This window comes from Microbacterium sp. GbtcB4 (assembly GCF_019091465.1).
In the GTDB taxonomy this organism is placed as follows: Bacteria; Actinomycetota; Actinomycetes; order Actinomycetales; family Microbacteriaceae; genus Microbacterium; species Microbacterium paraoxydans.
This window is the reverse complement of record NZ_JAGXJJ010000005.1, coordinates 22,992-46,319: the sequence shown is the minus strand read 5'-3', so window position 1 is coordinate 46,319 and position 23,328 is coordinate 22,992. Positions and strand designations below refer to the sequence as shown.

Annotated in this window: 19 protein-coding genes; 9 read left to right on the top strand and 10 right to left on the bottom strand. The window is 71.8% G+C overall.

Translation table 11 applies throughout. From position 1 onward, the window contains the following. Positions 1-4: 4 nt before the first annotated feature. Positions 5-2,809, bottom strand: coding sequence for a preprotein translocase subunit SecA (gene secA, locus KVS71_RS09545; RefSeq protein ID WP_217584423.1), 2,805 nt, complete (start codon positions 2,807-2,809; stop codon positions 5-7). A gap of 188 nt (positions 2,810-2,997) precedes the next feature. On the opposite strand from secA, the gene KVS71_RS09540 reads away from it, so the two are divergent. Then, a complete protein-coding gene (locus KVS71_RS09540; protein WP_144880889.1) occupies positions 2,998-3,630 on the top strand; it encodes a PadR family transcriptional regulator in 633 nt (210 codons plus the stop codon). Positions 3,631-3,710: 80 nt separating this feature from the next. Further along, positions 3,711-5,039, top strand: coding sequence for a hypothetical protein (locus tag KVS71_RS09535; RefSeq protein ID WP_105949564.1), 1,329 nt, complete (start codon positions 3,711-3,713; stop codon positions 5,037-5,039). Between the two features lie 64 nt (positions 5,040-5,103). Here KVS71_RS09535 and raiA read toward each other — a convergent pair whose 3' ends face one another. The 5 genes from raiA to mtrA all read right to left on the bottom strand — a co-directional run bounded on the left by raiA (position 5,104) and on the right by mtrA (position 10,713). Next, a complete protein-coding gene (raiA, locus tag KVS71_RS09530; RefSeq protein WP_025103048.1) occupies positions 5,104-5,760 on the bottom strand; it encodes a ribosome-associated translation inhibitor RaiA in 657 nt (218 codons plus the stop codon). 131 nt (positions 5,761-5,891) lie between these two features. Continuing rightward, positions 5,892-6,539 (bottom strand): ComF family protein, encoded by a 648-nt coding sequence (locus KVS71_RS09525; RefSeq protein WP_217584422.1) that lies wholly within the window; start codon positions 6,537-6,539, stop codon positions 5,892-5,894. A 91-nt stretch (positions 6,540-6,630) separates the two neighbouring features. Next, positions 6,631-8,349 (bottom strand): LpqB family beta-propeller domain-containing protein, encoded by a 1,719-nt coding sequence (locus tag KVS71_RS09520; protein ID WP_254635635.1) that lies wholly within the window; start codon positions 8,347-8,349, stop codon positions 6,631-6,633. After that, a complete protein-coding gene (mtrB, locus tag KVS71_RS09515; RefSeq protein ID WP_217584421.1) occupies positions 8,346-10,025 on the bottom strand; it encodes an MtrAB system histidine kinase MtrB in 1,680 nt (559 codons plus the stop codon). The genes KVS71_RS09520 and mtrB overlap by 4 nt, the downstream gene beginning before the upstream one ends. Positions 10,026-10,032: 7 nt before the next feature. Next, positions 10,033-10,713: an MtrAB system response regulator MtrA gene (gene mtrA / locus KVS71_RS09510; protein ID WP_025103044.1), complete on the bottom strand. Its 681-nt coding sequence runs from the start codon at positions 10,711-10,713 to the stop codon at positions 10,033-10,035. 95 nt (positions 10,714-10,808) lie between these two features. Here mtrA and KVS71_RS09505 point away from each other — a divergent pair, with 95 nt between their 5' ends. From KVS71_RS09505 to KVS71_RS09485, 5 genes are all read left to right on the top strand, one after another. Then, positions 10,809-12,140, top strand: a complete 1,332-nt coding sequence (locus tag KVS71_RS09505; RefSeq protein WP_368874658.1) for a glycerophosphoryl diester phosphodiesterase membrane domain-containing protein — start codon at positions 10,809-10,811, stop codon at positions 12,138-12,140. Further along, entirely contained in the window at positions 12,107-12,778 is a 672-nt protein-coding gene (locus tag KVS71_RS09500; RefSeq protein ID WP_217584420.1) for a DUF4129 domain-containing protein, read from the top strand. The genes KVS71_RS09505 and KVS71_RS09500 overlap by 34 nt, the downstream gene beginning before the upstream one ends. Then, the gene (locus tag KVS71_RS09495) at positions 12,775-13,959 is read left to right on the top strand and encodes a DUF4350 domain-containing protein (protein ID WP_368874657.1); all 1,185 of its coding nucleotides are present in this window, start codon (positions 12,775-12,777) and stop codon (positions 13,957-13,959) included. The genes KVS71_RS09500 and KVS71_RS09495 overlap by 4 nt, the downstream gene beginning before the upstream one ends. A gap of 97 nt (positions 13,960-14,056) precedes the next feature. After that, a complete protein-coding gene (locus KVS71_RS09490) occupies positions 14,057-14,980 on the top strand; it encodes a MoxR family ATPase (protein ID WP_231919692.1) in 924 nt (307 codons plus the stop codon). Continuing rightward, positions 14,981-16,288, top strand: a complete 1,308-nt coding sequence (locus tag KVS71_RS09485) for a DUF58 domain-containing protein (RefSeq protein WP_217584418.1) — start codon at positions 14,981-14,983, stop codon at positions 16,286-16,288. Between the two features lie 16 nt (positions 16,289-16,304). On the opposite strand, the gene KVS71_RS09480 is transcribed toward KVS71_RS09485, so the two are convergent. Beyond that, the gene (locus tag KVS71_RS09480) at positions 16,305-17,297 is read right to left on the bottom strand and encodes a stage II sporulation protein M (protein WP_144880886.1); all 993 of its coding nucleotides are present in this window, start codon (positions 17,295-17,297) and stop codon (positions 16,305-16,307) included. A gap of 16 nt (positions 17,298-17,313) precedes the next feature. Between KVS71_RS09480 and KVS71_RS09475 the strand changes: the two genes are divergently transcribed. After that, on the top strand, positions 17,314-18,123 hold the full coding sequence (locus KVS71_RS09475) for an RDD family protein (protein WP_144880885.1): 810 nt from the start codon (positions 17,314-17,316) through the stop codon (positions 18,121-18,123). Positions 18,124-18,152: 29 nt separating this feature from the next. On the opposite strand, the gene KVS71_RS09470 is transcribed toward KVS71_RS09475, so the two are convergent. After that, on the bottom strand, positions 18,153-18,359 hold the full coding sequence (locus KVS71_RS09470) for a DUF3499 family protein (protein ID WP_025103036.1): 207 nt from the start codon (positions 18,357-18,359) through the stop codon (positions 18,153-18,155). Positions 18,360-18,437: 78 nt separating this feature from the next. On the opposite strand from KVS71_RS09470, the gene KVS71_RS09465 reads away from it, so the two are divergent. Continuing rightward, positions 18,438-18,863, top strand: coding sequence for a hypothetical protein (locus KVS71_RS09465; protein WP_234024223.1), 426 nt, complete (start codon positions 18,438-18,440; stop codon positions 18,861-18,863). Between the two features lie 9 nt (positions 18,864-18,872). Here KVS71_RS09465 and KVS71_RS09460 read toward each other — a convergent pair whose 3' ends face one another. Both KVS71_RS09460 and KVS71_RS09455 read right to left on the bottom strand, forming a co-directional pair. Further along, the gene (locus KVS71_RS09460; protein ID WP_060921729.1) at positions 18,873-20,255 is read right to left on the bottom strand and encodes a DUF5719 family protein; all 1,383 of its coding nucleotides are present in this window, start codon (positions 20,253-20,255) and stop codon (positions 18,873-18,875) included. Then, positions 20,252-23,284 carry a glycosyltransferase gene (locus tag KVS71_RS09455; RefSeq protein WP_217584417.1) on the bottom strand — a complete coding sequence of 1,011 codons (3,033 nt, stop codon included), beginning with the start codon at positions 23,282-23,284 and terminating at the stop codon, positions 20,252-20,254. Before KVS71_RS09455 ends, KVS71_RS09460 begins: the two co-directional genes overlap by 4 nt. Between the last annotated feature and the right edge of the window lie 44 nt (positions 23,285-23,328).

The window sequence follows — 23,328 nt, the reverse complement described above, 5'->3', positions numbered from 1 at the left end:
AGGCCTACTTCTTCTTCTTGCTCTGCGCGCGCCGCTGCTCGCGGTTGCCCGCCGCCGGGGCGGCCGCCTCCGTGCGCTGCCCAAAGGCGCCGCGCGGGGCCTCCTCCGGCTCGGCCTGCTGCGGAGCCTGCGCCCGAGCCGCAGCCTGGCGCATCCGGTCGGTCGCGGCCTGCTGCACCTGCCCGCGGTCGTTGCGGACCTCGACCTCGCCGGCGTCGTTCGCCGCCGAGTACTCCAGGCGCTGCTCTCCCCCGTCGGTGGCGAGCCCCTTGGCCTCGACCTCCGCCGTCTCGGCGTCGCCGGCGCGACGGACCTCGACCTCGAGGTTGTAGAGGTAGCCGACCGACTCCTCCTTGATCTGGCCCATCATCGACTGGAACATCGCGTAGCCCTCGCGCTGGTACTCGATGAGCGGATCGCGCTGCGCCATCGCCCGGAGGCCGATGCCGTCCTTGAGGTAGTCCATCTCGTACAGGTGGTCGCGCCAGCGGCGGTCGAGCACCTGCAGGACGACGCGACGCTCGAGCTCGCGGGTCGCGGCCTCGCCCAGCGACTCCTCGCGCTTCTCGTAGGCGATCTTCGCATCCGAGAGCAGCTCGCGCGTCAGGCCCTCGGCGGTGATGCCGCCCTTGCGTCCTGCGGCCTCCGACACGACCTCGTCGATCGTGACGCTCACCGGGTACAGGGTCTTCAGCTCGGTCCAGAGGGCGTCGAAGTCCCAGCTCTCGTTGTGGCCCTCGCCGGTGTGGTCCTTCACGACGCCGCTGATCGCGTCCTCGATGAAGTGCTGCACCCGATCGGCGATGTCGTCGCCCTGGAGGATGTGGCGGCGGTCGGCATAGATCGCCTCGCGCTGACGGTTGAGGACGTCGTCGTACTTGAGGACGTTCTTGCGCATCTCGGCGTTGCGGGCCTCGACCTGCGACTGCGCGCTGCGGATCGCCCGGGACACGAGACCCGACTCGATCGGCACGTCGTCGGGGAAGTTCGTGCGGGCGAGGATCGCCTCGGCGGCGCCGGACTGGAACAGCCGCATGAGGTCGTCGGTGAGGCTCAGGTAGAAGCGGCTCTCGCCGGGGTCGCCCTGGCGACCGGACCGACCGCGCAGCTGGTTGTCGATGCGGCGCGACTCGTGGCGCTCGGTGCCGAGCACGTAGAGGCCACCGGCTTCGATGACCTTCTCGGCCTCCTCCTCGACCACCTTCTTCATGGTCTCGTAGGTCTCGTCCCACGCGACCTCGTACTCCTCCGGCGTCTCCACCGGGTCGAGTCCCTTCGCCTTCAGCTCCTGCACCGCGAGGAACTCGGCGTTTCCGCCGAGCATGATGTCGGTGCCTCGGCCGGCCATGTTCGTCGCGACCGTCACGGCGCCGAGGCGGCCGGCGCGGGCGACGATCTCCGCCTCACGGGCGTGGTTCTTCGCGTTCAGGACCTCGTGCTTGACGCCCTTCTTGGCGAGCAGGCGCGACAGGTACTCGCTCTTCTCGACGCTGGTGGTGCCGACGAGCACCGGCTGCCCGCTCGCGTGGCGCTCCGCGATGTCCTCGACGACCTGCGCGAACTTCGCGGCTTCGTTCTTGTACACCAGGTCCGGCTGGTCCTTGCGGATCATCGGCTTGTTGGTCGGGATCGGGATGACGCCGAGCTTGTACGTCGACATGAACTCGGCGGCCTCGGTCTCGGCGGTACCGGTCATACCGGCGAGCTTGTCGTAGAGGCGGAAGTAGTTCTGCAGCGTGACGGTGGCGAGGGTCTGGTTCTCGGCCTTGACCGGCACCCCCTCCTTCGCCTCGATCGCCTGGTGGATGCCCTCGTTGTAGCGGCGCCCCACGAGGATGCGCCCGGTGTGCTCGTCGACGATCATGACCTCGTCGTTCATCACGACGTAGTCGGTGTCCTTCTTGAACAGCGCGAGCGCCTTGATCGAGTTGTTCAGGAACGAGATGAGCGGCGTGTTGGCGGACTCGTAGAGGTTGTCGATGCCGAGGTAGTCCTCGACCTTCTCGATGCCCGGCTCCAGGACGCCGACGGTGCGCTTCTTCTCGTCGACCTCGTAGTCCTCGCCGGCGACGAGCGTGCGAGCGATCTTGGCGAACTCCGCGAACCAGCGGTTCGCCTCGCCGGAGGACGGCCCGGAGATGATGAGCGGCGTGCGCGCCTCGTCGATGAGGATGGAGTCCACCTCGTCGACGATCGCGAAGAAGTGCTCGCGCTGGACGAGGTCCTCCTTGCGCCAGGCCATGTTGTCGCGGAGGTAGTCGAAGCCGAACTCGTTGTTCGTGCCGTAGGTGATGTCGGCCGCGTACTGCTCGCGGCGCACGGCGGGCGTCTGACCGGACACGATGATGCCCGTCGTCATGCCGAGGGCGCGGTAGACGCGGCCCATGAGCTCTGCCTGGTAGCTCGCGAGGAAGTCGTTCACGGTGATGACGTGCACGCCCTCGCCGGCGATCGCGTTCAGGTACGCGGGGAAGGTGGCGACGAGGGTCTTGCCCTCACCGGTCTTCATCTCGGCGATGTTCCCGAGGTGCAGGGCCGCGCCACCCATGATCTGCACGTCGTACGCGCGCATGCCGAGCGTCCGCTTGGCGGCCTCGCGCACCGCGGCGAAGGCCTCTGGCATGAGCTGGTCGAGCGTCTCGCCCTTTTCGTAGCGGGCACGCAGCTCGGCGGTCTCGTTGCGCAGCTCGTCGTCCGTGAGCTGGGAGATGTCCTCCTCGAGGGCGTTCACCGCCTTCACCACCTGGTTCAGACGGCGGATGATCCGCCCCTCACCTGCGCGCAGCAGCTTCTCAAGAGGATTCGCCACGGATGTCATCTCCCTGTCATTGGGTCATTCGCCGGCCGCCGTGAGGCGAGCGCCAGGCATACTTTGCCATGTTACCGGCCTGTGACCTCCACGTCGCCTGCATGGGCCGCCGCGCCGCGTCCGGGAAGTTGCCCGGTATGCATATACTCGGCACTGCTTTCCATCCGCCAGCTTTCAGGAGACCGGTCATGTCCGTACGCCAGAGCCTGCTCGCCATCCTCGATCAGGGCCCCTGCTACGGCTACCAGCTGCGCCACGAGTTCGACCGCCGGACCGGATCGACCTGGCCGCTCAACGTCGGCCAGATCTACAACACCCTGGAGCGGCTCGAGCGCGACGGGCTGGTCCAGCGCGGGGAGGCCGACGAGCACGGCCACGTCTACTGGCGCATCACCGCAGCGGGCTCGGCCGAAGCGGCGCGCTGGCTCGCCGCTCCGGTGCTCCGCGCTCCGGCGACGCGCGAGGAGCTCGCCGTGAAGCTCGCGGTCGCCGCGACGTTGCCCGGAGTGGACGCCGCGACCATCCTCCGCCGCCAGCGGGACGCCTCGCAGCAGCGGCTGGAGGAGCTGCGCCGCACGCCCTCCCCCGGGCTCGCGGCGGGCAGCCCCGAGGATCTCGCGTGGTCGCTCGTCCTCGACTCGCTCGTCTGCGCCGCGGAGGCCGAACTCCGGTGGCTCGACCAGGCGGAGGCCCGAGTCGCGCAACACCCCCATCCCGAGATGGCCCTGGAGCTGACCACCGAACGCCCCAAGCGAGGACGCCCCGCGAAGGCGGCGCCCTCGCCCGTCGCCGGCGGCGATCCCGTCGCCCTCCCCGCCTGAAGCACCAGCCCGCGGTGCCGGCCGTTCGCCTGGAGCGGATGCTCAGCCCGCGCACGCGCCCGGGAAACTAGGATCGGCACATGGCTGGATTTTGGGGCAGACGCAAACGCGAACAGGAAGAACTCGCCGCACAGGACGCGGACCTCGCCCGGCGTGCGGAACAGGCACTCGTCGCCGCCGACGAGCGCATCCGTACCACCTCCGACGAGCTCGTCTTCGCGGAGGCCGAGCTCGGGGAGTCCCTGACCGCCGACCTCAAGGCCGCGCTGCTGTCGGTGCGCACGCACCTGCGCGAGGCCTTCCAGCTCCACCAGCTTAACCACGACGAGATCCCGGACACCGACGAGGAGCTGCGCACGCGGAACGCGCGCATCCTGCAGCTCTGCGACTGGGCCCAGGACCTCCTCGACGAGAAGACCACCGTGCTCGCGGAGTCCGTCGCGAAGGTGCGGCGCGCGCCCGAGATCATCGCCCAGGTCCGCGCGGACGCCGAGGCGCTGAGCGCCCGCATCCCGCAGACGGACGAGACGGTGTCCCGGCTGTCCGCGCGCTACTCCGACTCCGCCATGCATCAGATCACCGCCAGTGCGGCCGAGGCGGAGCAGCTGATCCGTTTCGCCACCCACAGCGCCGACATCTCGGAGCGTCGCCGCGCCGCGAAGCAGAACGAGGAGGCGAACCTCGCGCTGGAGACGGCCACCGAGGCGACGCGTCGCGCCGCTGCCCTGCTCGACGCGGTGGAGGACTTCGAGATCGAGGCCCTGCGCGCCGAGTCGACCCTGGCCGAGGTCATCGCCGACTCCCGCAACGACCTCATCGCCGCCCGGACCGCTCCCTCCACGCCCGCCGTGGCGGAGGCCGTCGCCCGACTGCAGGCGGCCCTGGCCGCGCTCACCCCCTCGGGCCAGCCCAACGACCCGTTCGCCGAGCTCTCGCGTCTGCGCGAGGCCAACGCCGGTCTCGACGAGGCGATCGCGACGGCCCGGCATCGCGCCGAGAATCCGCTGCCGAGCATCGCGCAGGTCCAGCACGCGATCGACGACGCCGACCGCCAGCTGGGCGTCGCCCGCGGGCTCATCGCCGGGCATCGCGGATGGATCGGCGCCGATGCGCGTACCCGTCTCGCCGAGGCGGAACGACTCCGCGTCGATCTCCCGGCCCTGCTTCCTGCCGAAGAGACCCGCGAGGCGGCGCTCGCCCAGGCCCGCCGGGTCGCGCACCTCGCCGCGGAGGCCCTCCAGCTCGCGCAGCGGGACATCGACTCGTCCCGCCCGCAGGATCAGGACTGGGGCGGCGGCGGCTGGGGCGGCGGTCCGCGCCGCGGCGGCGGGATGGGCGGCGGCGATCTCGCCTCCGGCATCCTCGGCGGGCTCGTCATCGGCAGCATCCTCGACGGCATCTTCGACTGACGCCGTCCGGTCCCCGCACGAGAACGGCCCGACCCCCGCGGGGGTCGGGCCGTTCTCGGTCGTATCAGGAGGCGAGCGCCTCGGCGGGCGGAGCCTGCGTGCTCAGAGCGATGACTCCGTAGTCCCAGCCCTTGCGGCGGTAGACCACGCTCGGGTGGTCGGTGCGCGCATCGACGAAGAGGAAGAAGTCGTGCCCGACGAGCTCCATCCGGTCGACGGCCTCCTCCACCGTCATCCACTCCGCCTCGAAGCTCTTCGTGCGGATGACGACAGGCGAGTAGTCCTCCTCCTCCTCGCTCTGCACCGGGATGCTGCCGGTCGCGACCGCGTGCAGCACCTCAGCGGAGGCGGGCTGCACGTCGATGCCCTCGAGCGAACCGCTGCCCTTCTCGAAGTGCGGGCCGCGCGGATGCTGTCGTCCGTCGACGCGCTTCTCCTTCGCGCGGCGCAGCTGCTCCGTCATCTTGTCGATCGCGAGGTCGAGCGCCACGAACTTGTCGCCGTCGACGGCCTCGGCACGGACCACGGGGCCCTTGCCGACCAGCGTCAGCTCGACCGTCTCGTCCGGGATGCGCCCGTTGCGGTAGACCCGGTGCGTGACCTTCACGTCCAGTCGTTGCGCCTTGGCGGCGAGTGTCTGGATCTTGGCGATCTTCTCTTCGACGACGGTGCGGAAGCGATCGGTGATGCCCACTCCGACGCCCACGATGCTCGTTTCCATTGCTGCCTCCTTGTCCCGGTCCACCCGGCCAAGGGCGGACCGTGGTCGCCTTGTGACACCCCACCGTAGTCCGACCCGCGCCGGATGTCACGGCCTGAGACCCTGTGTCTCCGGTGAGTCTCCGATGAACCTCATCCGGATTCGGTCGGCGACGGCGTGGCGGCGAGCGCGACGGCCCCGACGACGACGAATCCGACGGCGGTGAGCGCTCGCGTGGACTCGTCGAGCGTGGCCCCCGTCGTCACCACGTCGTCCACCAGGACCGCAGGCGCACCGTGCCCCTGTCGGCGCGCGCGCATCGCCCCGCGGACGTTGTCGGACCTCGCCGCAGCAGGCAGCTCCCGCTGATCCCGCACGCGACGGGTGACGGCGAGGACGCGTTGCGGCTCCACGCCCGCGCGCCGCACCAGGAGCTCGGGCACGCGGTAGCCGCGCCGGCGGAACGCGGCCCGCGAAGTGGGGACGGGGATCACCCACGCCCCCGGCACGAGGGCGGGCAGGAGCACAGCGGCGAGTGCGGCGCCCAGCGGCCGGGCCAGCACGGTCTGCCCCGCTCCCTTCAGCCGCCGGATGCAGGAAGCGGCCGGGCCGTCCAAGACGAGGGCGGCTCGGACCCGCAGCCCGTCCGTGGTACGCACCTCCCGCGGCACGGGAGCGAGCGCGCCCAGGCAGGAGTCGCACAGCACGGTACCGGGATGCTCGCACCCCGCGCAGCTCGCCGCGAGCAGCAACGCCCCGGTCTCCGCGGCGAGCGCGCCGATCCGTGTCGTGATCCCCATGCGGAGATCCTGCCGCCGGAAACGTGCTCGCGTGTCATCCCGTGGCAGCGGTGAGATCGATCGAGAGGGATCCCGTTCCGTGCAGGAAGGGTCATTCGCCGGCGCGTGTGGCGAGGACGGATACCTCTTCGGCGATCTCCCGCCACGCCGAACCGGCGTGCGCGAACAACTGCCCCGTGGTGTCCAGGATGCGCACGCCCGCAGGAGTCCTGGCACCGGCGATGGACGCGGCATCGCTGGGCGCGCTCTCCGCCGATGCCGGTCCGCCGACCGGCTGCACGATCAACCGGGGCGTCGTGGAGTCCGTGAGCACGGCAAGCCGATCGGGTCCCAGCCAGACGAGCCCGGTCGACGGCTCGGTGAGCTGGATGAGCTGTCGTACCTCACCGAGCTCTGTGGGCACCCCGGCGCCGTCCCGGACGATCGCCGCGACGACGACCCAGAGCTGGCCGCCGACGCGCACCACCGCCGCGACCCTGGCGCCGTCCGCGGCGACCCGGATGTCGGAGATGGCCGACGCGTTCGGCCACGCGCCGGCGACCTCGTGCCCGACGACGTCCGGGCCGACCGCGAGCAGTGCCTGCGGCGCTCCCGCGGGCACCGACCACACGTAGCCATAGGGATCGAGGGACGGCTGCACGAGACCCGGGCGCGCGTCCAGCTCGTTGCGGGCATCCTCGGTCGCCAGGTACACGTGGCCGTCGTTCAGCTGCAACGCGGCGGTCGCATCGTCCGCGGCCACGTCGATCGCCGAGATCGGCTGCGGAACGGCCTGGATCTGCGCACTGATCCCGGGGATCGACGCGATCTCGTCGCCGACGATGCGACCGAACCTGCCGGCCTTCAGCACGAGCGTCCCCGGCTCCGGCGTGGTGCCCACGACGTCGACGACCCCCGCATCGAGCGCTCGGCCGTCGACGCTGAAACGCACCTGGGTGACGTTCACCCCCGCGGCCTTCAGAGTGGCTTGCAGCTGTGTGCGCATCCGGGCCAGGGTGGTGTCGTCCAGGCTCGCCGCGGGGCGCGTCAACGCCACCTCCGCCGCCTGCCCCGTGATCAGCACCGCGTCCTGGGCCAGCTGGACGTCTGCGGGGAAAGCCGTCTGCACAGCCGGATCGAGCCACTCCGCCGGCGTGCCGCTGACGAGTGCCTGCGTGACGGTCGTCGCCGGACTCTGGCGCCGCGGGAACCATCGCATGTCCGGGACCAGCCGCGACCAGCGCGCATCGAACCATTGCAGCGAGTATCCCTCGAACACGTTCGGGAACCTGCTCTGGTCGATCACCACGCCGTCCGGTGCCTCGGTGATCCGCCACTCGCCGTCCTCGCCACGGGCGAGAGCGAACGGCACGCTCGAATCGCCGGGGGCGCCGCTGTACGCCCCGGAGTCGTCGACGCTCGCGACCAGCTCGAGCAGGACCTGGACCTCGGCCTCCTCGGCGTCTTCGACCTGGTCGTCGGCGAGGTCGGAGGTGAACGTGCGGGCTTCCGGCCCGGCGTCGATGGAAACCCCCGCCGAAGGCCGCCAGCTGCGCTGCAGCGGCGGGGCCAGGAACTCGCGGGCCGTCGCCCAGTTGTCTGAGGTGGTGATGCCGGCTTCGAGGAACCCCTCCACGATCTCTTCCGGCCCCGCCCCCGCCACGGGACCGGAGGCCACCGGGAGCACATCGACGTCGTCAGGCGACTCCCCCAGCTCCAGTCCGACGGCGACGTCTCCGCTCGTCGGCAGCCCGGCGCACGCGGGAAGCAGGAGCGCGACCAACGCCAGTGCGGCGCCACGGACGAATCGACTCCTCATGCGCGTGCTCATGACTGATCCTTCCCGTCGAGCAGATCGGAGTACGCCTCGGCGATGGAGATCGGCTGCGTGGCATCGCCGAGTTCGGCGAGCGGTTCCTGCGGCTCCACCGGGATCGGGCTCGGACCGTCCAGCACTCCGCCGTGGCGCGGGATGGTGAGCACGAAGTGCGAGCCGACGCCGAGCTCCGACCAGACCGCCAGGGTCCCGCCGTGCAGTGTGGCGTCGCCGAGGGCGATCGACAGACCGAGCCCCGTGCCGCCGATGGTGCGCTGACGCGACGGATCGGCCCGCCAGAAACGATCGAACACCCGTTCCGCGTCCCCGGGGTCCATGCCGAGCCCGAAGTCGCGGACACCCGCCGCCACCGCGTGCTGGTTGCTGTCCACCGTGACGACGACCGGGCGTCCCTCTCCGTGCTCGATCGCGTTGCCGATGAGATTGCGCAGCACCCGCCGCACGCGGCGCGGGTCCATGTCCACCGGCGAGTAACCCCCCGGCGCCACCAGACGGACCTCCGTGCCGTGTCCTTCCGCGAGCGGCCGCATCTGCTCGATGACGTCCTCGGCGAGCTGCGCGAGACTCGTCGCCTCCAGCTCGAGCTGCACGGACCCCGCGTCGTAGCGGCTGATCTCCAGCAGGTCGGCCAGCAGCGTGTCGAACCGCTGCACCTGCGCGTGCAGGAGCTCGGCGGTGCGTGCGGTCGTGGGGTCGAACTCGTCGCGCTGGTCGTTGAGCATGTCTGCGGCGAGGCGGATCGTCGTCAGCGGGGTCCTCAGCTCGTGCGACACGTCGGACACGAAGCGCTGCTGGACCATGGACAGCTCGCCGAGCTCCTTGATCTGCGCCTCGATGCTGTCGGCCATCGCATTGAAGGAGCGGCCGAGGGTCGCGAGCTCGTCCTCGCCATGCACCTCCAGCCGCACCCCGAGATCGCCCGCCGCGAGCCGTGCGCTCGTCTCCGCTGCCTGGACGATCGGAGTGGACACCGTCCGCAGCACGATCCAGGAGATGGCCGCGACGATGGCCACCAGCCCGATCCCGGCGATCCACAGGGTGCGCTGCACGAAGACGAGGGTCTGGTCGGCGTCGGCGAGGTCGTAGGCGAAGTAGATCTCGAAGGATCCGGCCTGCGGCACCTGGAGCTGCTGCCCCACGACGATGCCCGGCACCACGCCGCCGTCCTCCGTGGGCAGGGCGACGGACTGCCAGGCCTGCCGGTCGTCGAACTCGCGAACCCTGGCCTGCAGCTCGGGGCTCAGCAGATCCGGCGTGAGCCCGGCGGTGAAGCCGTTGAGCCGGACCGCCCCCGAGCCGTCCTGGATCTTGAAGCCGGCGAGCAGGTCGGCACTCGACGTCCGGGAGAGGGTGTCGGGGATGCCGTTCCACAGATCGGTCAGAGCGGCGGGATCGTCGCCCACCTCCGCCACGTCCAGGAGCGACTGCGCCTGGTCCACCGCTCGCCGTGCGTCCTCCAGCGCGACGTTCTTCCGGGACACGAAGAGGTCGTTCTGGATGACGAGCGCCATCGTGACGCACGTGATGAAGATCGCCAACGACGTGGCGACCAGGGTGATCGCGAGGGTGCGGAACCGGAGCGACCGTCGCCACAGCGCCGCCAGCACGTCCGGCCAACCGCGCCAGTCGCGGAGGACGGCGACGGCCGTGGTCGCTGTCGTCGCGGCCATGGGGTCCCTAGGTGACGCTGCCGGCGCGGTAGCCGACGCCGCGGACCGTCATGACGATCTTGGGGTTGTCCGGGTCGAGTTCCACCTTCGCCCGCAGGCGCTGCACGTGCACGTTCACGAGCCGGGTGTCGGCCTTGTAGTGGTAGCCCCAGACCTGCTCGAGGAGCATCTCCCGGGAGAACACCTGCTGCGGCTTGGAGGCGAGGGCCACGAGGAGCTGGAACTCCAGCGGTGTGAGGGCGATCGGCGTCGTCCCGCGGCGCACCTCGTGCGCGTCCACGTCGACGGTGAGGTCGCCGATCCGCAGCTGCTCGCTGGAGGCCTGCGGCGTCGGCCGCAGCCGGGTGCGGATGCGCGCCACGAGCTCCTTGGGATTGAACGGCTTGACCATGTAGTCGTCGGCCCCGACCTCGAGACCGCGCACCACGTCTGCCGTGTCGCTGCGTGCCGTCAGCATGATGATCGGCACCCCCGACTCGGCGCGGATCCGCGTGCAGATCTCGATGCCGTCCATACCGGGGAGCATCAGGTCGAGGAGCACCAGGTCGGGACGCTGCGCGCGCCACTCGTCGACGGCGCGCGCGCCGTCCGCGCAGAACACCGGCTCGAATCCCTCCGTGCGCAGCACGATGCCGATCATCTCGGCGAGCGCGGTGTCGTCGTCGACCACAAGGATGCGTGAGGTCATAACTGTTACCTTATGGCACCGAGTCCCGCCCTCCGCAGGTCTGCGCCTCAGCGCGAGGATATGACACGATGGGAGCGCACGACGGAGGGAGGCCCGTGAGCGGCCAGACGTGGACCCCAGCTCCCCGGAAGGGCATCATCCCCCTTCACCCGCTGACCTTCGGCATGCTGCTGGGCAAGGCCTTCGCGGCGCTGCGGCACAACCCGAAGGTCCTGTTCGGGTTCGCCGTCGTCATCCAGCTCATCGTGGTCATCGCCACGGCCGGGGTGATGGGCGTCGTCCTGTTCACGACGTTCTCCCGGTTGGAGACGGTCTCCCCCTCCTCCCCCGACTTCGAGGCCGTGTTCGCCGGCACGATCGCCATCAACCTCCTCGCCGGACTCCTCGTCGGGCTCGCGTCCATCGCTTTCACCGCGATCATGCAGGGCGTCGTGGCCGCCGAGATCGGCTACGCCACGGTCGGCGTCAAGGCCACGCTGCGCATGCTGTGGCGCCGGATGGCCCCGGCGTTCTGGCGGCTCGCGGGTTTCGCGTCCCTCTCGGTGGTCGCCCTCTTCGGCGGCCTCGCGATCGTCGCGGGTGTCATCGGCGCGCTCATCGCCGGCGGCCTCGGCGGCACCCCGGAGATGATCGGCATCGTCGTGCTCGTCGTGGTCCTCCTGGGCCTGGCCGCGATCCCGCTCACCGTGTGGCTGTCGACCAAGCTGCTGCTCGTCCCCTCGATCCTCGTGCTGGAGCGCGCCCGCTTCCGCGAGGCGTTCGTGCGTTCCTGGCGCCTGACCCGCGGCCGCTTCTGGGTCGCATTCGGCGTGACGTTCCTCATCAGCCTGATCATGGGCCTGGCGATGCAGGTGGTCAGCTTCCCGACCGCCATGCTCTCCTCGTTCCTCGGCACCGTCATCGCGCCGACCGGCGCCAGTGAGCCGAGCGCGGTGGTCGGGTACGTCTTCGCCCTCCTCGCCCCGCAGGTTCTCCTGCTGATCCTGCAGGCGATCGCCATCGTCGTGCAGAGCACCGGCGGCGTGCTCGTCTACCTCGACTGCCGGATGCGCTACGAGGGTCTGGACCAGGCCCTCATCTCCCATGTCGAGCGCCGCGACCTCGGCGTCCCCGAGGAGCAGCTCGGCGATCCGTTCGCGGTCGATCCCTCGCGAGCAGTCACCAGTGCTCCCCCGCCGCGCCAGGTGCCGGAGCACGTCATGATGACGCAGGCGTACGGTGCCCCCGGATACGGCACCCCCGGGTACGGTCCCGCGGCTTACGGTCCCCCCGGGTACGCGCCGCCGCCCGCGCCCGGCGCGCAGACGGCGCCGGCCGCTCCCCCCGCTTTCGCTCCGCCGCCCCCGCCCGCACCGGCGCCTCCGGCCTCACCCCCCGCCGAGGCGGGAGGTGGATGGACGGCTCCGGGCAGCCCCCCGCAGCCATGATGCGGCGCTTCGACGACGTCTTCGTCCCGGACGGGGACGAGGCACGACGCTGGGCCGAGGAGGAGCTGTCCAACCCGCGGTACGCGGACGCCAAGCCGACCTGGTTCGATCTGCTCGCCCGCGATGTGATGCGATTCCTCACCGACCTCTTCAGCGGGGACAACGGGGCGAACGTCGGCCCGACCGCACTCATCGTCGTCACGGTCCTCATCGCCGCGGCCCTGGTCACCGCGCTGATCGTCTGGGGACGACCCCGACGGTCGCGAGCGGTCCGCCGCCCCCAGGGAGACCTGCTCGGCGCCGCCGACGATCGCAGCGCCGCTCAGCTCCGCGCCGATGCCGAGCGCAGCGCACGCCAGCAGGAATGGGACACCGCCGTCGTGCTCCGGTATCGCGCGATCGCCCGCAACCTGCTCGAGCGCGACCTCATCGATCCGGCGCCCGGCGCGACCGCACAATCGCTCGCCCGCTCCGCGAGCGCGGTGTTCGCCGATGAGGCGGACGCCCTCCGGCACGCCGCCGCATGCTTCGACGATGTGCGCTATCTCCGGCACCCGGCCACCGAGGACGACTACCGGCACCTCGCGGCGACCGACGAGCGCCTCCGTGCCCGCCGCCCCGAGGAGGTGCCCGCGTGACGACGACCGCACCCGACCTCGCCGCTGGCGGCACCGCCGAGCGTCCGCGACGTCGCACCGCCTCCGTCCTCGGATGGCTCCTCGTCGCGGCACTCGTGATCGCGGTCGCCCTCGCGGCCTCCCAGCTCGCGGCGAGCGGACCCGGCGCGCGCGGCACCCTCGATCCGGAGAGCCGCTCGGGAACCGGCGCTCTCGCGCTGGCCGAGATCCTGCGGGATCAGGGGGTCGAGGTGGAGGTCGTCCGCTCCCGGGCCGCAGCCGTCGCCGCTCTCGACGCGGACAGCACCCTCGTCCTGACCAACCCCTACACCCTCTCGGACGACGCGCTGGCCGATCTCCTCGCCCCGGCCGACCGTGTCGTCTTCCTCTCCACCGGGACGCACCTGCTGAGCGAGCTCGCCATCGGTGAGAACGCCTCCGGCCCGGCGTCGCCGCGATCAGCCGGGTGCGCCATGCCCGCCTTCGCCGAGGTCGGCGACATCCGCCCCGATCGGCTCTTCACCCCCGCCGACGGCGTCACCGGCTGCTTCGGCGAAGACGGCGCCGCGGCCGTCCTCGTCGACGAGAGGAACGGATACCGCGCGGTCGTCGAGGGAGTGAAGCTGTTCAGCAACGCGGCTCTCGCCGAAGACGGCAACGCCGCGCTCGCCCTCGCCCTGCTCGGGCAGACCGACCGGGTCGTCTGGTACGTGCCTTCCTTCGAAGACACCGATATCGAGACCTCCTCCCCCGACACCCTCGGCACGCTCACCCCCGAATGGGTCACGCCGGCGATCCTGCTGCTGCTCACCGCCGGCCTCGCCGTCGCAGTCGCCCGAGGCCGGCGATTCGGTCCGCTCGTCGCCGAGACGCTCCCCGTCACCGTGCGTGCGTCGGAGACCATGCACGGACGCGCCCGCCTCACCGCCAGGGCCGCCGACGCCCCGCACGCCGCCGAAGCGCTCCGAGAAGGCACCCGAAGACGACTCGCGCGACGTCTCGGGCTGGCCGTGCATGCGGACGCCGACGAGATCGCCGACGCCGCCGCCGATCGCCTCCGGATCCCCCGCGGCACACTGCAGAGTCTTCTGGCGGGGCCGCCGCCCGGCGATGACGCCGCGCTCGTCGCCCTCGCCCGACGCCTGGACGAGCTGGAGACAGCCGTGGAGACGAGCACACAGTCCCCGGGAAGCCGCTCATGAGCATCCGTCCACCCCGCATCCCTTTCACGACCGAAGCCGAGGAGACCCCGTGACCGACGAGAACAGTCCCGCCGACGACGCCGCGCTGCGGCAGGCCATGCACCGCGTCCGCACCGAGGTCGACAAAGCGGTGGTGGGCCAGGCCGGCACGGTCACCGGCCTGCTGGTGTCGCTCCTGGCCCGCGGCCACGTGCTGCTGGAAGGGGTGCCGGGGGTGGCGAAGACCCTCGTCGTGCGCTCGTTCGCACGCGCATTGGGCCTCGACACCAAGCGGGTGCAGTTCACGCCCGACCTGATGCCGGGTGACGTCACGGGGTCTCTCGTCTATGACGCCCGGACCGGGGAGTTCGACTTCCGCGCGGGACCGGTCTTCACCCACATCCTGCTGGCGGACGAGATCAACCGCACTCCGCCGAAGACCCAGGCGGCGCTCCTGGAGGCGATGGAGGAACGCCAGGTCTCGGCGGACGGCGTGAGCCGCGCGCTGCCCGATCCCTTCCTCGTCGCCGCGACGCAGAACCCGATCGAGCACGAGGGGACGTATTCGCTGCCGGAGGCCCAGCTCGACCGCTTCCTGATGAAGCTCGTGGTCGGCATGCCGGAACGCGATGCCGAGGTGGCCGTGCTCCGGCGCCATGCGCAAGGCTTCTCCCCGCGCGAACTCACGGGAGTGGAGGCGGTGATCGGCGCCGACGAGATCCGCGCCGCCCAGCGCGCCGCAGCCCGGGTGGACGTGACCGACGACGTCCTCGGCTATGTGGTCGATCTGGCCCGGGCGACCCGGCAGTCGCCATCCGTGGAGCTCGGCGCCAGCCCGCGCGCCTCGACAGGCCTCCTCGCCGCGGCGAAGGCCTGGGCGTGGCTGAACGCCTCCACCGCTGTGACACCCGACCACGTTCAGACGATGCTCGTCCCGGTGTGGCGGCATCGCCTGCAGCTCCGCCCCGACGCCCAGATGGAGGGCGTGTCCGCGGACGCCGTGCTGACGTCGGTGGTCCAGCAGACCCGGGTGCCGATCTAGGTGTTCGTCACGGGCCGTCTCGCCGTCGCCCTCGCCGTCGGCATCGTGCCGCTGGTCCTCGCCGGACTGGCGGGCTTCCCACCCTACGCCGCCCTGGGCGGGTGGATCGGTCTCTGCGTCCTCCTCGTCGCCGTCGATCTCGTCTTCGCAGGCGACCCGCGCTCGGCGACCGTCACCCGTCGTGTCCCGTCGCGCGCGCGCCTCGGCGAGTTGATCCCGGTCAGCGTGGCGGTGCAGAACCGGGGGACGCGGATGCTCGACGTCCTCCTCCGCGACGCCTGGCAGCCCACCGCGGGAGCGCCATCCGAGCGGCAGCACCTGCGCGTCCCGCCCGGCGAACGACGGCGGGTGGACATCCCCCTGCGTCCGCGGCGCCGGGGCGAGCTCGTCAGTGCCTTCGTCGCGCTCCGTTCCCGAGGGCCCCTGCGGCTCGCCGGCCGACAGGCGCAGCACCCCGTCCGCGGCGCGATCCGCGTGCTCCCCGCCTTCACCTCGCGCAAGCATCTGCCCTCCCGGTTGGCGCGCCTGCGCGAGCTCGACGGCAACACGAGCATCCAGGTCCGCGGCCAGGGCACCGAGTTCGACTCGCTGCGCGAGTACGTCCGCGGCGACGACGTGCGCTCCATCGACTGGCGGGCGACGGCGCGGGCGGGCACGACGATGCTCCGCACGTGGCGTCCCGAGCGGGACCGGCATGTGGTCCTCATCGTCGACACCGGGCGCACGGCTGCCGCCAGGGTCGGTGACGGCACGCGGCTCGATGCGGCGTTGGAGGCGGCGCTCCTGCTGTCGGCGCTCGCCGCACGGGCGGGGGATCACGTCCACCTCCTCATGCACGACAGGGTCACCCGGGCACGGGTGACCGGAGTGGACGGCGCCGCGCTCCTGCCCGCGCTCACCGATGCGATGGCTCCGGTGCACGCCCGCCTCGTCGACACGGACTGGCATGCGGCCTTCGCGGCGGTGCGCACGCTGACGACGCGGCCGTCCCTCGTCGTCGTGCTCACCGCTCAGGACGCGGCCGAGTCCGCCCGGGGCTTCCTCGGGGCCTTCCCGGACGCCTCGCGCGCGACGACGGTGCTCGTCGGGTCGGTGACCGATGACGGCATCGCCGCGCTGGCCCGCGCCCGAGGATCACGCGAGGACGTCTATCTCGCCGCCGCCGCCGAGCGCACGCTCCGGGACGCCGAGAACGTCGCGGACGCGATCCGTCGGGCCGGCGGCGAGGCCATCGCCGCGGACCCCGAAGACCTCCCGCCGCGGATCGCCGACCGCTACCTCGAGCTCAAGGCGGCGGGGCGGCTCTGACCGCGGACGCCGACCCTCACCCGGCGACGAGCCGCGGCGTGCCGGACTCGTACTCCACGAGATCACCGGTCTCGCCGCGACGAGAAGCGCGTCGGCCGATCACGAGCATGTAGATGAGGAAGACCGCGAGGGCCGCGGCACCGATGCCGATCTTGACCGGCCAGGGCAGGGCCCATCCGGTGACGAAACCCTCGACGAGTCCGGAGAGGAAGAGCGCGAACACGAGACCGAGGGCGACGGTGGCCAGCGCCCTGCCCTCCTCCGCGAGCGCCTCGCCGCGCGTGCGGTGGCCCGGGGCGACCCAGGCCCAGAACATGTGCAGACCGGCGGCCGCAGCGACGAAGATGCACGTCATCTCGAGCATGCCGTGCGGAAGGATGTACAGGATCATGAGGTCGGCCTTGTCGTGGACCGCCATGACCGCACCGGACGTGCCCAGCCCCATGGCGTTCTGCACGAGCATGTAGACGGGCCAGATGCCGGTCACCCCGAACAGCACGCACTGCATCGCGATCCAGGCGTTGTTCGTCCAGACCATGCCCATGAACACTGCTGCCGGGTTCTCGGTGTAGTACCCCGTGAAGCTCTCGTCGGCGTACTGCTGAAGGGCGTCGGGCGGCCCGAGAGTGGCGACGAGGGCGGGGTCGCTCGCGATCCAGGCCGCGGTGCCGACGGCGACGGCCACGAAGGCGAGAGCGATGACGAGGGTCGTCCACCGCAGCCGGTAGAGGGCTGCGGGCAGTTGGAGACGGAAGAACCGCGACGTCTGCGTGAGGATGCTGTCGGCAGCACCCGTGAGCCGGAGCCGCGCGCGCACGAGGATCGTGGAGAGGTAGGCGCCTTGCGGCGACTCCCCGACCGACGTCTTGAGCTCCGCGAGATCGGCCGAGGCGGCGCGGTACCGCACGATGAGCTCATCGACACCGGCGCCGTCCAGACGGGCGCGACTGAGGGTGTCCAACCGTTCCCATTCGGACCGGCGCGCATCGGTGAGGGCATCGGCATCCACCTGATTTACTGTACTCATGTCCGCGCAGATCGACGTCTCCGATGAGGTGCTCTCCGGGGAGGCGGTCGCGATCGACGTCCAGCCCGTGGGGTTCCTCCTTCGGGCGGCCGGGGCCGTCATCGACATGTTGCTCGGCTATGCCGTCTTCGTCGGGTCGATCCTCCTGCGCATCTGGCTCCTCGACATCGGCGTGCTCGACCCGGCGACCGACCGCATCGCCCTCGTGGCTTCCCTCGTCATCAGCTTCGTGATCCTGCCGATCACGATGGAGGTGGCGCTGAAGGGACGGAGCCTCGGAAAACTCGCCGTCGGCGGCAGGATCGTGCGGATGGACGGCGGAGCCGCCGGATTCCGCCACGCGTTCATCCGCGCGCTGCTCGGCGTCCTCGAGATCTACCTCACCTTCGGCGGCCTCGCCGTGCTCGTCGGCGCCTTCACGGCTCGATCCCAGCGGCTGGGCGACCTCGTCGCCGGCACGTACAGCCAGCGGGTGCGCACTCCGAAGCTGGTCACGCTCGCACCGGTGCTGCCTCCGCAGCTGACGGCGTGGGCACAGGTGGCCGATGTGGCGCGCCTTCCGGACCGACTCGCCCGGCGCATCTCGCAGTTCCTCGTGAGCGCTCCCCGCATGCTCCCGGCTGCGCGGGAGCGGGTAGCCCGCGATCTGCTCACCGAGGCCGCGCCCTTCATCTCCCCCCTACCGGCTGCGCCACCCGAGCTCGTCCTGGTCGGTGTCACCGTTCTCCGGCGCGAGCGCGAACGCCGCGCGCTCGCCAACGCGGACCGGCGCGCGGAGCGCCTGACCGGTCGCCGTCTCAGCGTCTGACGGCCTCGCCGGTCAGGGGCGGTCGGCGCTCATGCGCGCAGCGCCTCGTGGCGGACGACGAGCCATCCCGCGGGGACCGAGAGCCGGTCGGCGTGCGGCGCGCAGAGGTCGTGCGCCTGCGGATCGTTCGCCGCGCCGAGCGGGCCGAGTGCGGCCATCTGGTCGCCGTAGTCATACGTGAGGGTGGCCACGGCCTCGCGCGCGCAGCCCACCTTCGAGCACAGTCGTCCGTCCATCCCCGTCAGCGTACGACTCCATCCGACCGCGGCGGCGGTGCCGCGCCGGAAGCGGCCGCTGCGCCTAGACTTTTCCACATGCCCCGTCGCCGTTCCGTCCCCGCCTCCGCCGCTCGCCGCGGTGCCAGGCACGGCCGACACGGCCGCCTCGGGCGCAGCGAGGTCGTCAAGCCTCCGCTCGCCCCTTTGGATGGGCGCATCGATCGCTTCGATCTCACCGTCGGCACCGCGGTCGAGTTCCTCCGCGGGACGTGGCCGGAGCTCCAGGACGTCCGGTTCGAGATCGGTGCGCTGCCGTCGTACGACGCCGACGGCGAGGTGCCGCGCTGGCATCTCGACCGTGAGCAGCGGAGGATCGTCCTCTTCCGCATCCCCATCGAACGCCTTCTTCCGCCCGGTCACGACGACGCCGCGCATCGACGGATGGCGATCGAGAGCGCAGTCTTCCGCGCGGCGGCCGAGTACGTGGGCCGGGAGCCGTGGGATCTCGGCCACGACCACTGATCCGGCTCGTCAGGGGTAGACGGTGATCGACGTCTCGACGCCAGGGGACGGCGGGACCGGGAGCACGGCAACAGCGCCCGGCGCGGTCATCGCGACGGCGGCATGCACCTCACCCGAAGGCCGGAGCAGGTAGGTCGTCTCCGCCGCGACATCGAGCCCTCGGGTCTCCCCCGCCGGGATGACGATCTCCTGCGGCGACCCCCCGTCGACGGACGAGAGCGCGACGGTGGTGTCCTCGTCGGACGTGTTGGCCAGCTGGAGTCGCGGAGACGGACCGGACGGCACCGCGAACGCGACCTCCGCATCGATCTCGGGGGCGGGGGTGACCCACGCGAAGTCGGAATCCGCTCCGAAGCCGTCCTGCTGACGGACTCCCGCGATGACCGGGGCGTCGGCCTCGATCTCCACGGTGTACGTCCCGGGCTCGAGGCCGCTGAGCGAGACCTGGGCCGGCTCGTCCGCGGTCAGCGGCACCGTGAACTCGTCCAGACCGGCACCGCCGCCCTCGGCGGTCACGCGGACCTGGGCGACCGCGTCCGCGCCGGGAGCAAGCAGTCGCAGCACCGTCATGTCCCCCTGGTCCCCCGTCGCGGCGAACGCCTGCACGCCCGGGAGCACGACGCGCTGCTGGGGCCCGGGCACCGCTTCCTGCTGGTCGGCCCCCACCGGGTCGAGCACCTGCATCAGCGCGGACTGCAGGACGGCGCGGACCGGGGCCCCGACCGCGCTCACCTTGACGACGGGGATGTCGTTGCCTGCGGCGATGGAGGTCAGCGGCAGCGCCGTCTGCGTACGCGGAGGGACGATGACCGTACGACCGCCACGCGCCGATCCGTAGACCGCGAGGGTCACGGTCGCGGGGACGTCGGACGCGTTGGCGAGGAGAACTACATCCTCTGCTCCGGTGCCCACCGACCCTCCGACGAGCCACGACTCCAGCCGCGGGATCCCGCAGGGCGATGCTGCGAAGCCGGCGAGGTCGTCCGCGGCGAGGGTGGACGACTCGGCTCCCGCGATGAGCGGCGCCGTGCGTCCCTCCACGGCGCCGGTGAGCACGGGCACCTCCTGTCCGTCCACCAGATCCGGGACGGCGAGCCCCGCCTGCGACGGGACACCGCTCGTGCCCCCTGCCGTGAGTTCAGGAGTCGCCGCCCGGCGCATCTCCGACGGGGCGGCCGTGTTGCGACCGAGAGCGCGGAAATCGCCCGCGCACACCAGGACGCTGTCCCCCGGGAGCGGAGTCACCTGCTGCTGTGCCGGCTCGTGCGTCACTGTCGGCCAGGGGGCGTGCACGGCGGTCGCGACGCCCAGCACACAGGCCGCGGCGACCACGACTCCGGTGACGACGCGCGCACTGGTCGCGGCGACGCGGAACGCACGGTTGCCGGTCATCGGTGGTCCTCCTCGGTGCCGGTGCTTCCTCGGCTCTCGGCGGACGCACGGTCCTCGGTCGGAGCGCCGTCCGGCACGTCGTCATGGTCTTCGTCGGTCGGGTGCGCGTCGGCGATCGGGGCGAGCGCCTCGTCGGCCAGCGCGGGCTCGTCCTGCGGATCCTCGACGGCGCCGACCGGCGGCACGTCGGCCGCGTCTGGCACGGTGTCCTCCGCATGCCGCGGGAGCACCAGCGGCTCCTCCGGCGCCCTGCCGACGATCCGCGATTGCGCCCTCGCCGCCCGACGCGACGCGCGCGTCGGGATGGACAGGAGCAGCGCGGCGAGCAGGACCAGGAGCTGCACCGTCACGACGAGCCGGGCGGTGCCCTCCTGGGTCGCGCTCAGCGATGCCGACGCCGCCGGCTCGCCCTCGAGGCGCCAGAGGACTCCTCGATCCGTCGACCCGGCCTGCACGAGGCCGGCCCGTTGGTCGATCGCGGCTACGGACGCCGTGCGCAGTGTGCGTGCGCGATCCCCCTCGCCCGGCGCCTCCGCGAGGAGGACGTAGCTGATCCCCTGCGCGAGCAGTTCCGCCGGCGCGTCGAAGTCGCGGGCGGAGATGAGGTCGACGGCGAGAGTCGCGATGTCGGTCCCCTGCGGTTCGACCGCCGTCGAGAGCATCGTGGTCTGCGAGCCGAGGGTCTCGCTGGGACCGCGCACCACGACGACAGCGAGACCGCCGTCGTTCTGGGGCGTGAGGATGAGAGTGGAGATCGGCCGGTCCCCTGCCGCCTGGGCTCGCACATAGGCGGGAAGGGTGGACTCGGGGCCGTTCGTCAGTGCGGAGCGGTCGGTGTGGAAGGCGGTGAGAGCAGGGACAGCGCACGCCACGAGGGCGAGGGCGGCCACCCCTGTGGCGGCGACGCGCAGGCGCGGCAGCGTGATCGCCGTGTCGAGCGTGATCGTCGCGGCACCCACGACGCCGATCCAGGCGAGGCTCAGACCGGTGCCGGGCCAGATCGGCACCGGGGTGCCCCCCGCGGCGGCGACGCTGATCCCGACGGCGAGAAAGGCGGTTGCCAGTCCGCTGAGCGCGACGACCAGCAGGGTGATGCCCGCCCGCCATCGAGGGGAGACGGCGGACCCCAGCGCGAGCAGCGCGAGCGGTGCGCAGAGCAGCGCCGCCCAGGCTCCGGGGACGACGCTCGCCCAGCCCGCCAGATCGTTCGTCGGGAAGCCCCCGGCGATCGCCAGGCGTCCGGCGGCGTCGGCCGACGCCTGCGGCCCCAGCCACGTCAGGCCGGGATCGGCGAGCAGACCGAGCGCGCTGCCGTGGGCGAGCTGCCAGAAGATCAGGGGAGCGAACAGCACCGCGGTGGGCAGGGGAAGCCAGAGCAGGCGGCCCGCACCTCGGAACTGCGCCGTGCCGAGCACGATCCCCAGAGCCACGACCCACAGCAGCGCGAGGGCCGGAGCTAGGACCGGTGCACAGGCGACGACCGCCGCCAGGAGCAGGGACGCGCTGCCGGCCGCGCCCCAGGATCGGTGGGCGACCACCGCCGAGTGGAACAGCCACGGGAGCAGCAGGTGGACGAGCACGGCAGAAGGCCGCCCGTCCACGAGCGCGGTGAGGAAAGTCGGCGCGAGCGCCCACGCGATGCCGGCGAAGATGCGCAGTCCGGCCCGATCGGTGACCCGGGTCGCGGCGAACCATCCGCCGAGGACGGCGAGCGGCAGCGCGAGGATCCACAGCAGCACCATCGCGAAGGACGGCGCGCCCGGCCACAGCGACCCCAGGACGGCGATGATCGCAGCGAACGGGTCCGCCGGTCCGACGAGATCGACGCCGATCCCGCGCAGACCCCATGCCGCGTCCTGCCACAACGCGCCGACGGTCTCACGCAAGGGAAGGAGGCCACCGCCTCCCAGCGCCGGCCAGGCCAGGAGACTCGTGAAGGAGGCGATGCTCACCACCAGCGCGGCCAGCACCGCCCAGGCTCCGCCCCCGGAGAAGAAGCGGAGCTCGCTCACGGCACCATGCTCGCTGCCGTGCCCGTCGTCGAGCCGGCGACGCAGTTGTGCGGGGGTGACGCGCAGCGGGGCGATGCTCGCCCAGGTGGAGGATCGGAACGAACGGATCCGGGCGCGCGATCGGGCGACGGCGCCGAAACGGACCATCGCGAGGAGAGCAGCCCCCCACTCCGGGAACACGGCCTCCGGCCGCTTGCCGATGAGATGGGTGAGGGAACGCCACAGCGCGAGCGGCAGGAACGTCAGCCAGTGCAGCGGCACGGCGGCGGCAGGCGCATAGGCGAGGCGGCGATGCAGCTGGGCGAGGCGGGTGACGAAGGCACGGCGCGCCCGTCCCGCCGGGAGCGCCGCAGGGCCGTCCGGAGCGGCGGAGACCCTCGCAGCCGGAGCGAGGACGACACGGCCGCCTCCGAGTCGCGCCCGCACGCCGAGGTCGAGGCCTTCGTCCGCACCCCCGAGGGCAGGATCGGGGCGAAGCGCCTCGCGCACCTCTCCGCGGATGAGCAGGCCCCGGATGTCGGCGCCGAGGGCGTCGTCCATCCGGTCGTGCTGGCCCTGGTCCAACTCCCCCGCCGCCAGCTCGACCGAGCGGCCGAACGTGGTCATGCTCACGCCCAAGGAGACGATCTCGCGCTCATTGTCGGTGGCGACGAGTTTCGGCGCGATGATCGCGGCGGACGGCGACCGCTCCAGCATGCCGGTGAGACGCTCCAGCGCACGCGGGTGCGGGGCGGTGTCCTGCGCGAGGATCCAGATCGCCGATCCGTCGAGGACGCGCGGGCGCGCCAGATCGAGGGCCTCGGCGAACGAGGTCGACGCGCGCGCCTCGATGATGCCCTCGACGGTGGCGGCGACGGCTTCGCTCTCCCGTGCGGTGGTGGCGTCGCCGCAGATGATCAGTGTGACGGCCGCGGGCGGGAGCGTCTGGGAGCGCACGGCGTCGAGCGTGCGGAGGAGCTGGGCGCGGGCGGAGGGGCCGGGGCGCGCGACGATGAGGGCATGAACTCGGGCTGGCATGACGTGGTCAGCCTATGCGGGGCGTCACGCCGGGATGCGCACCG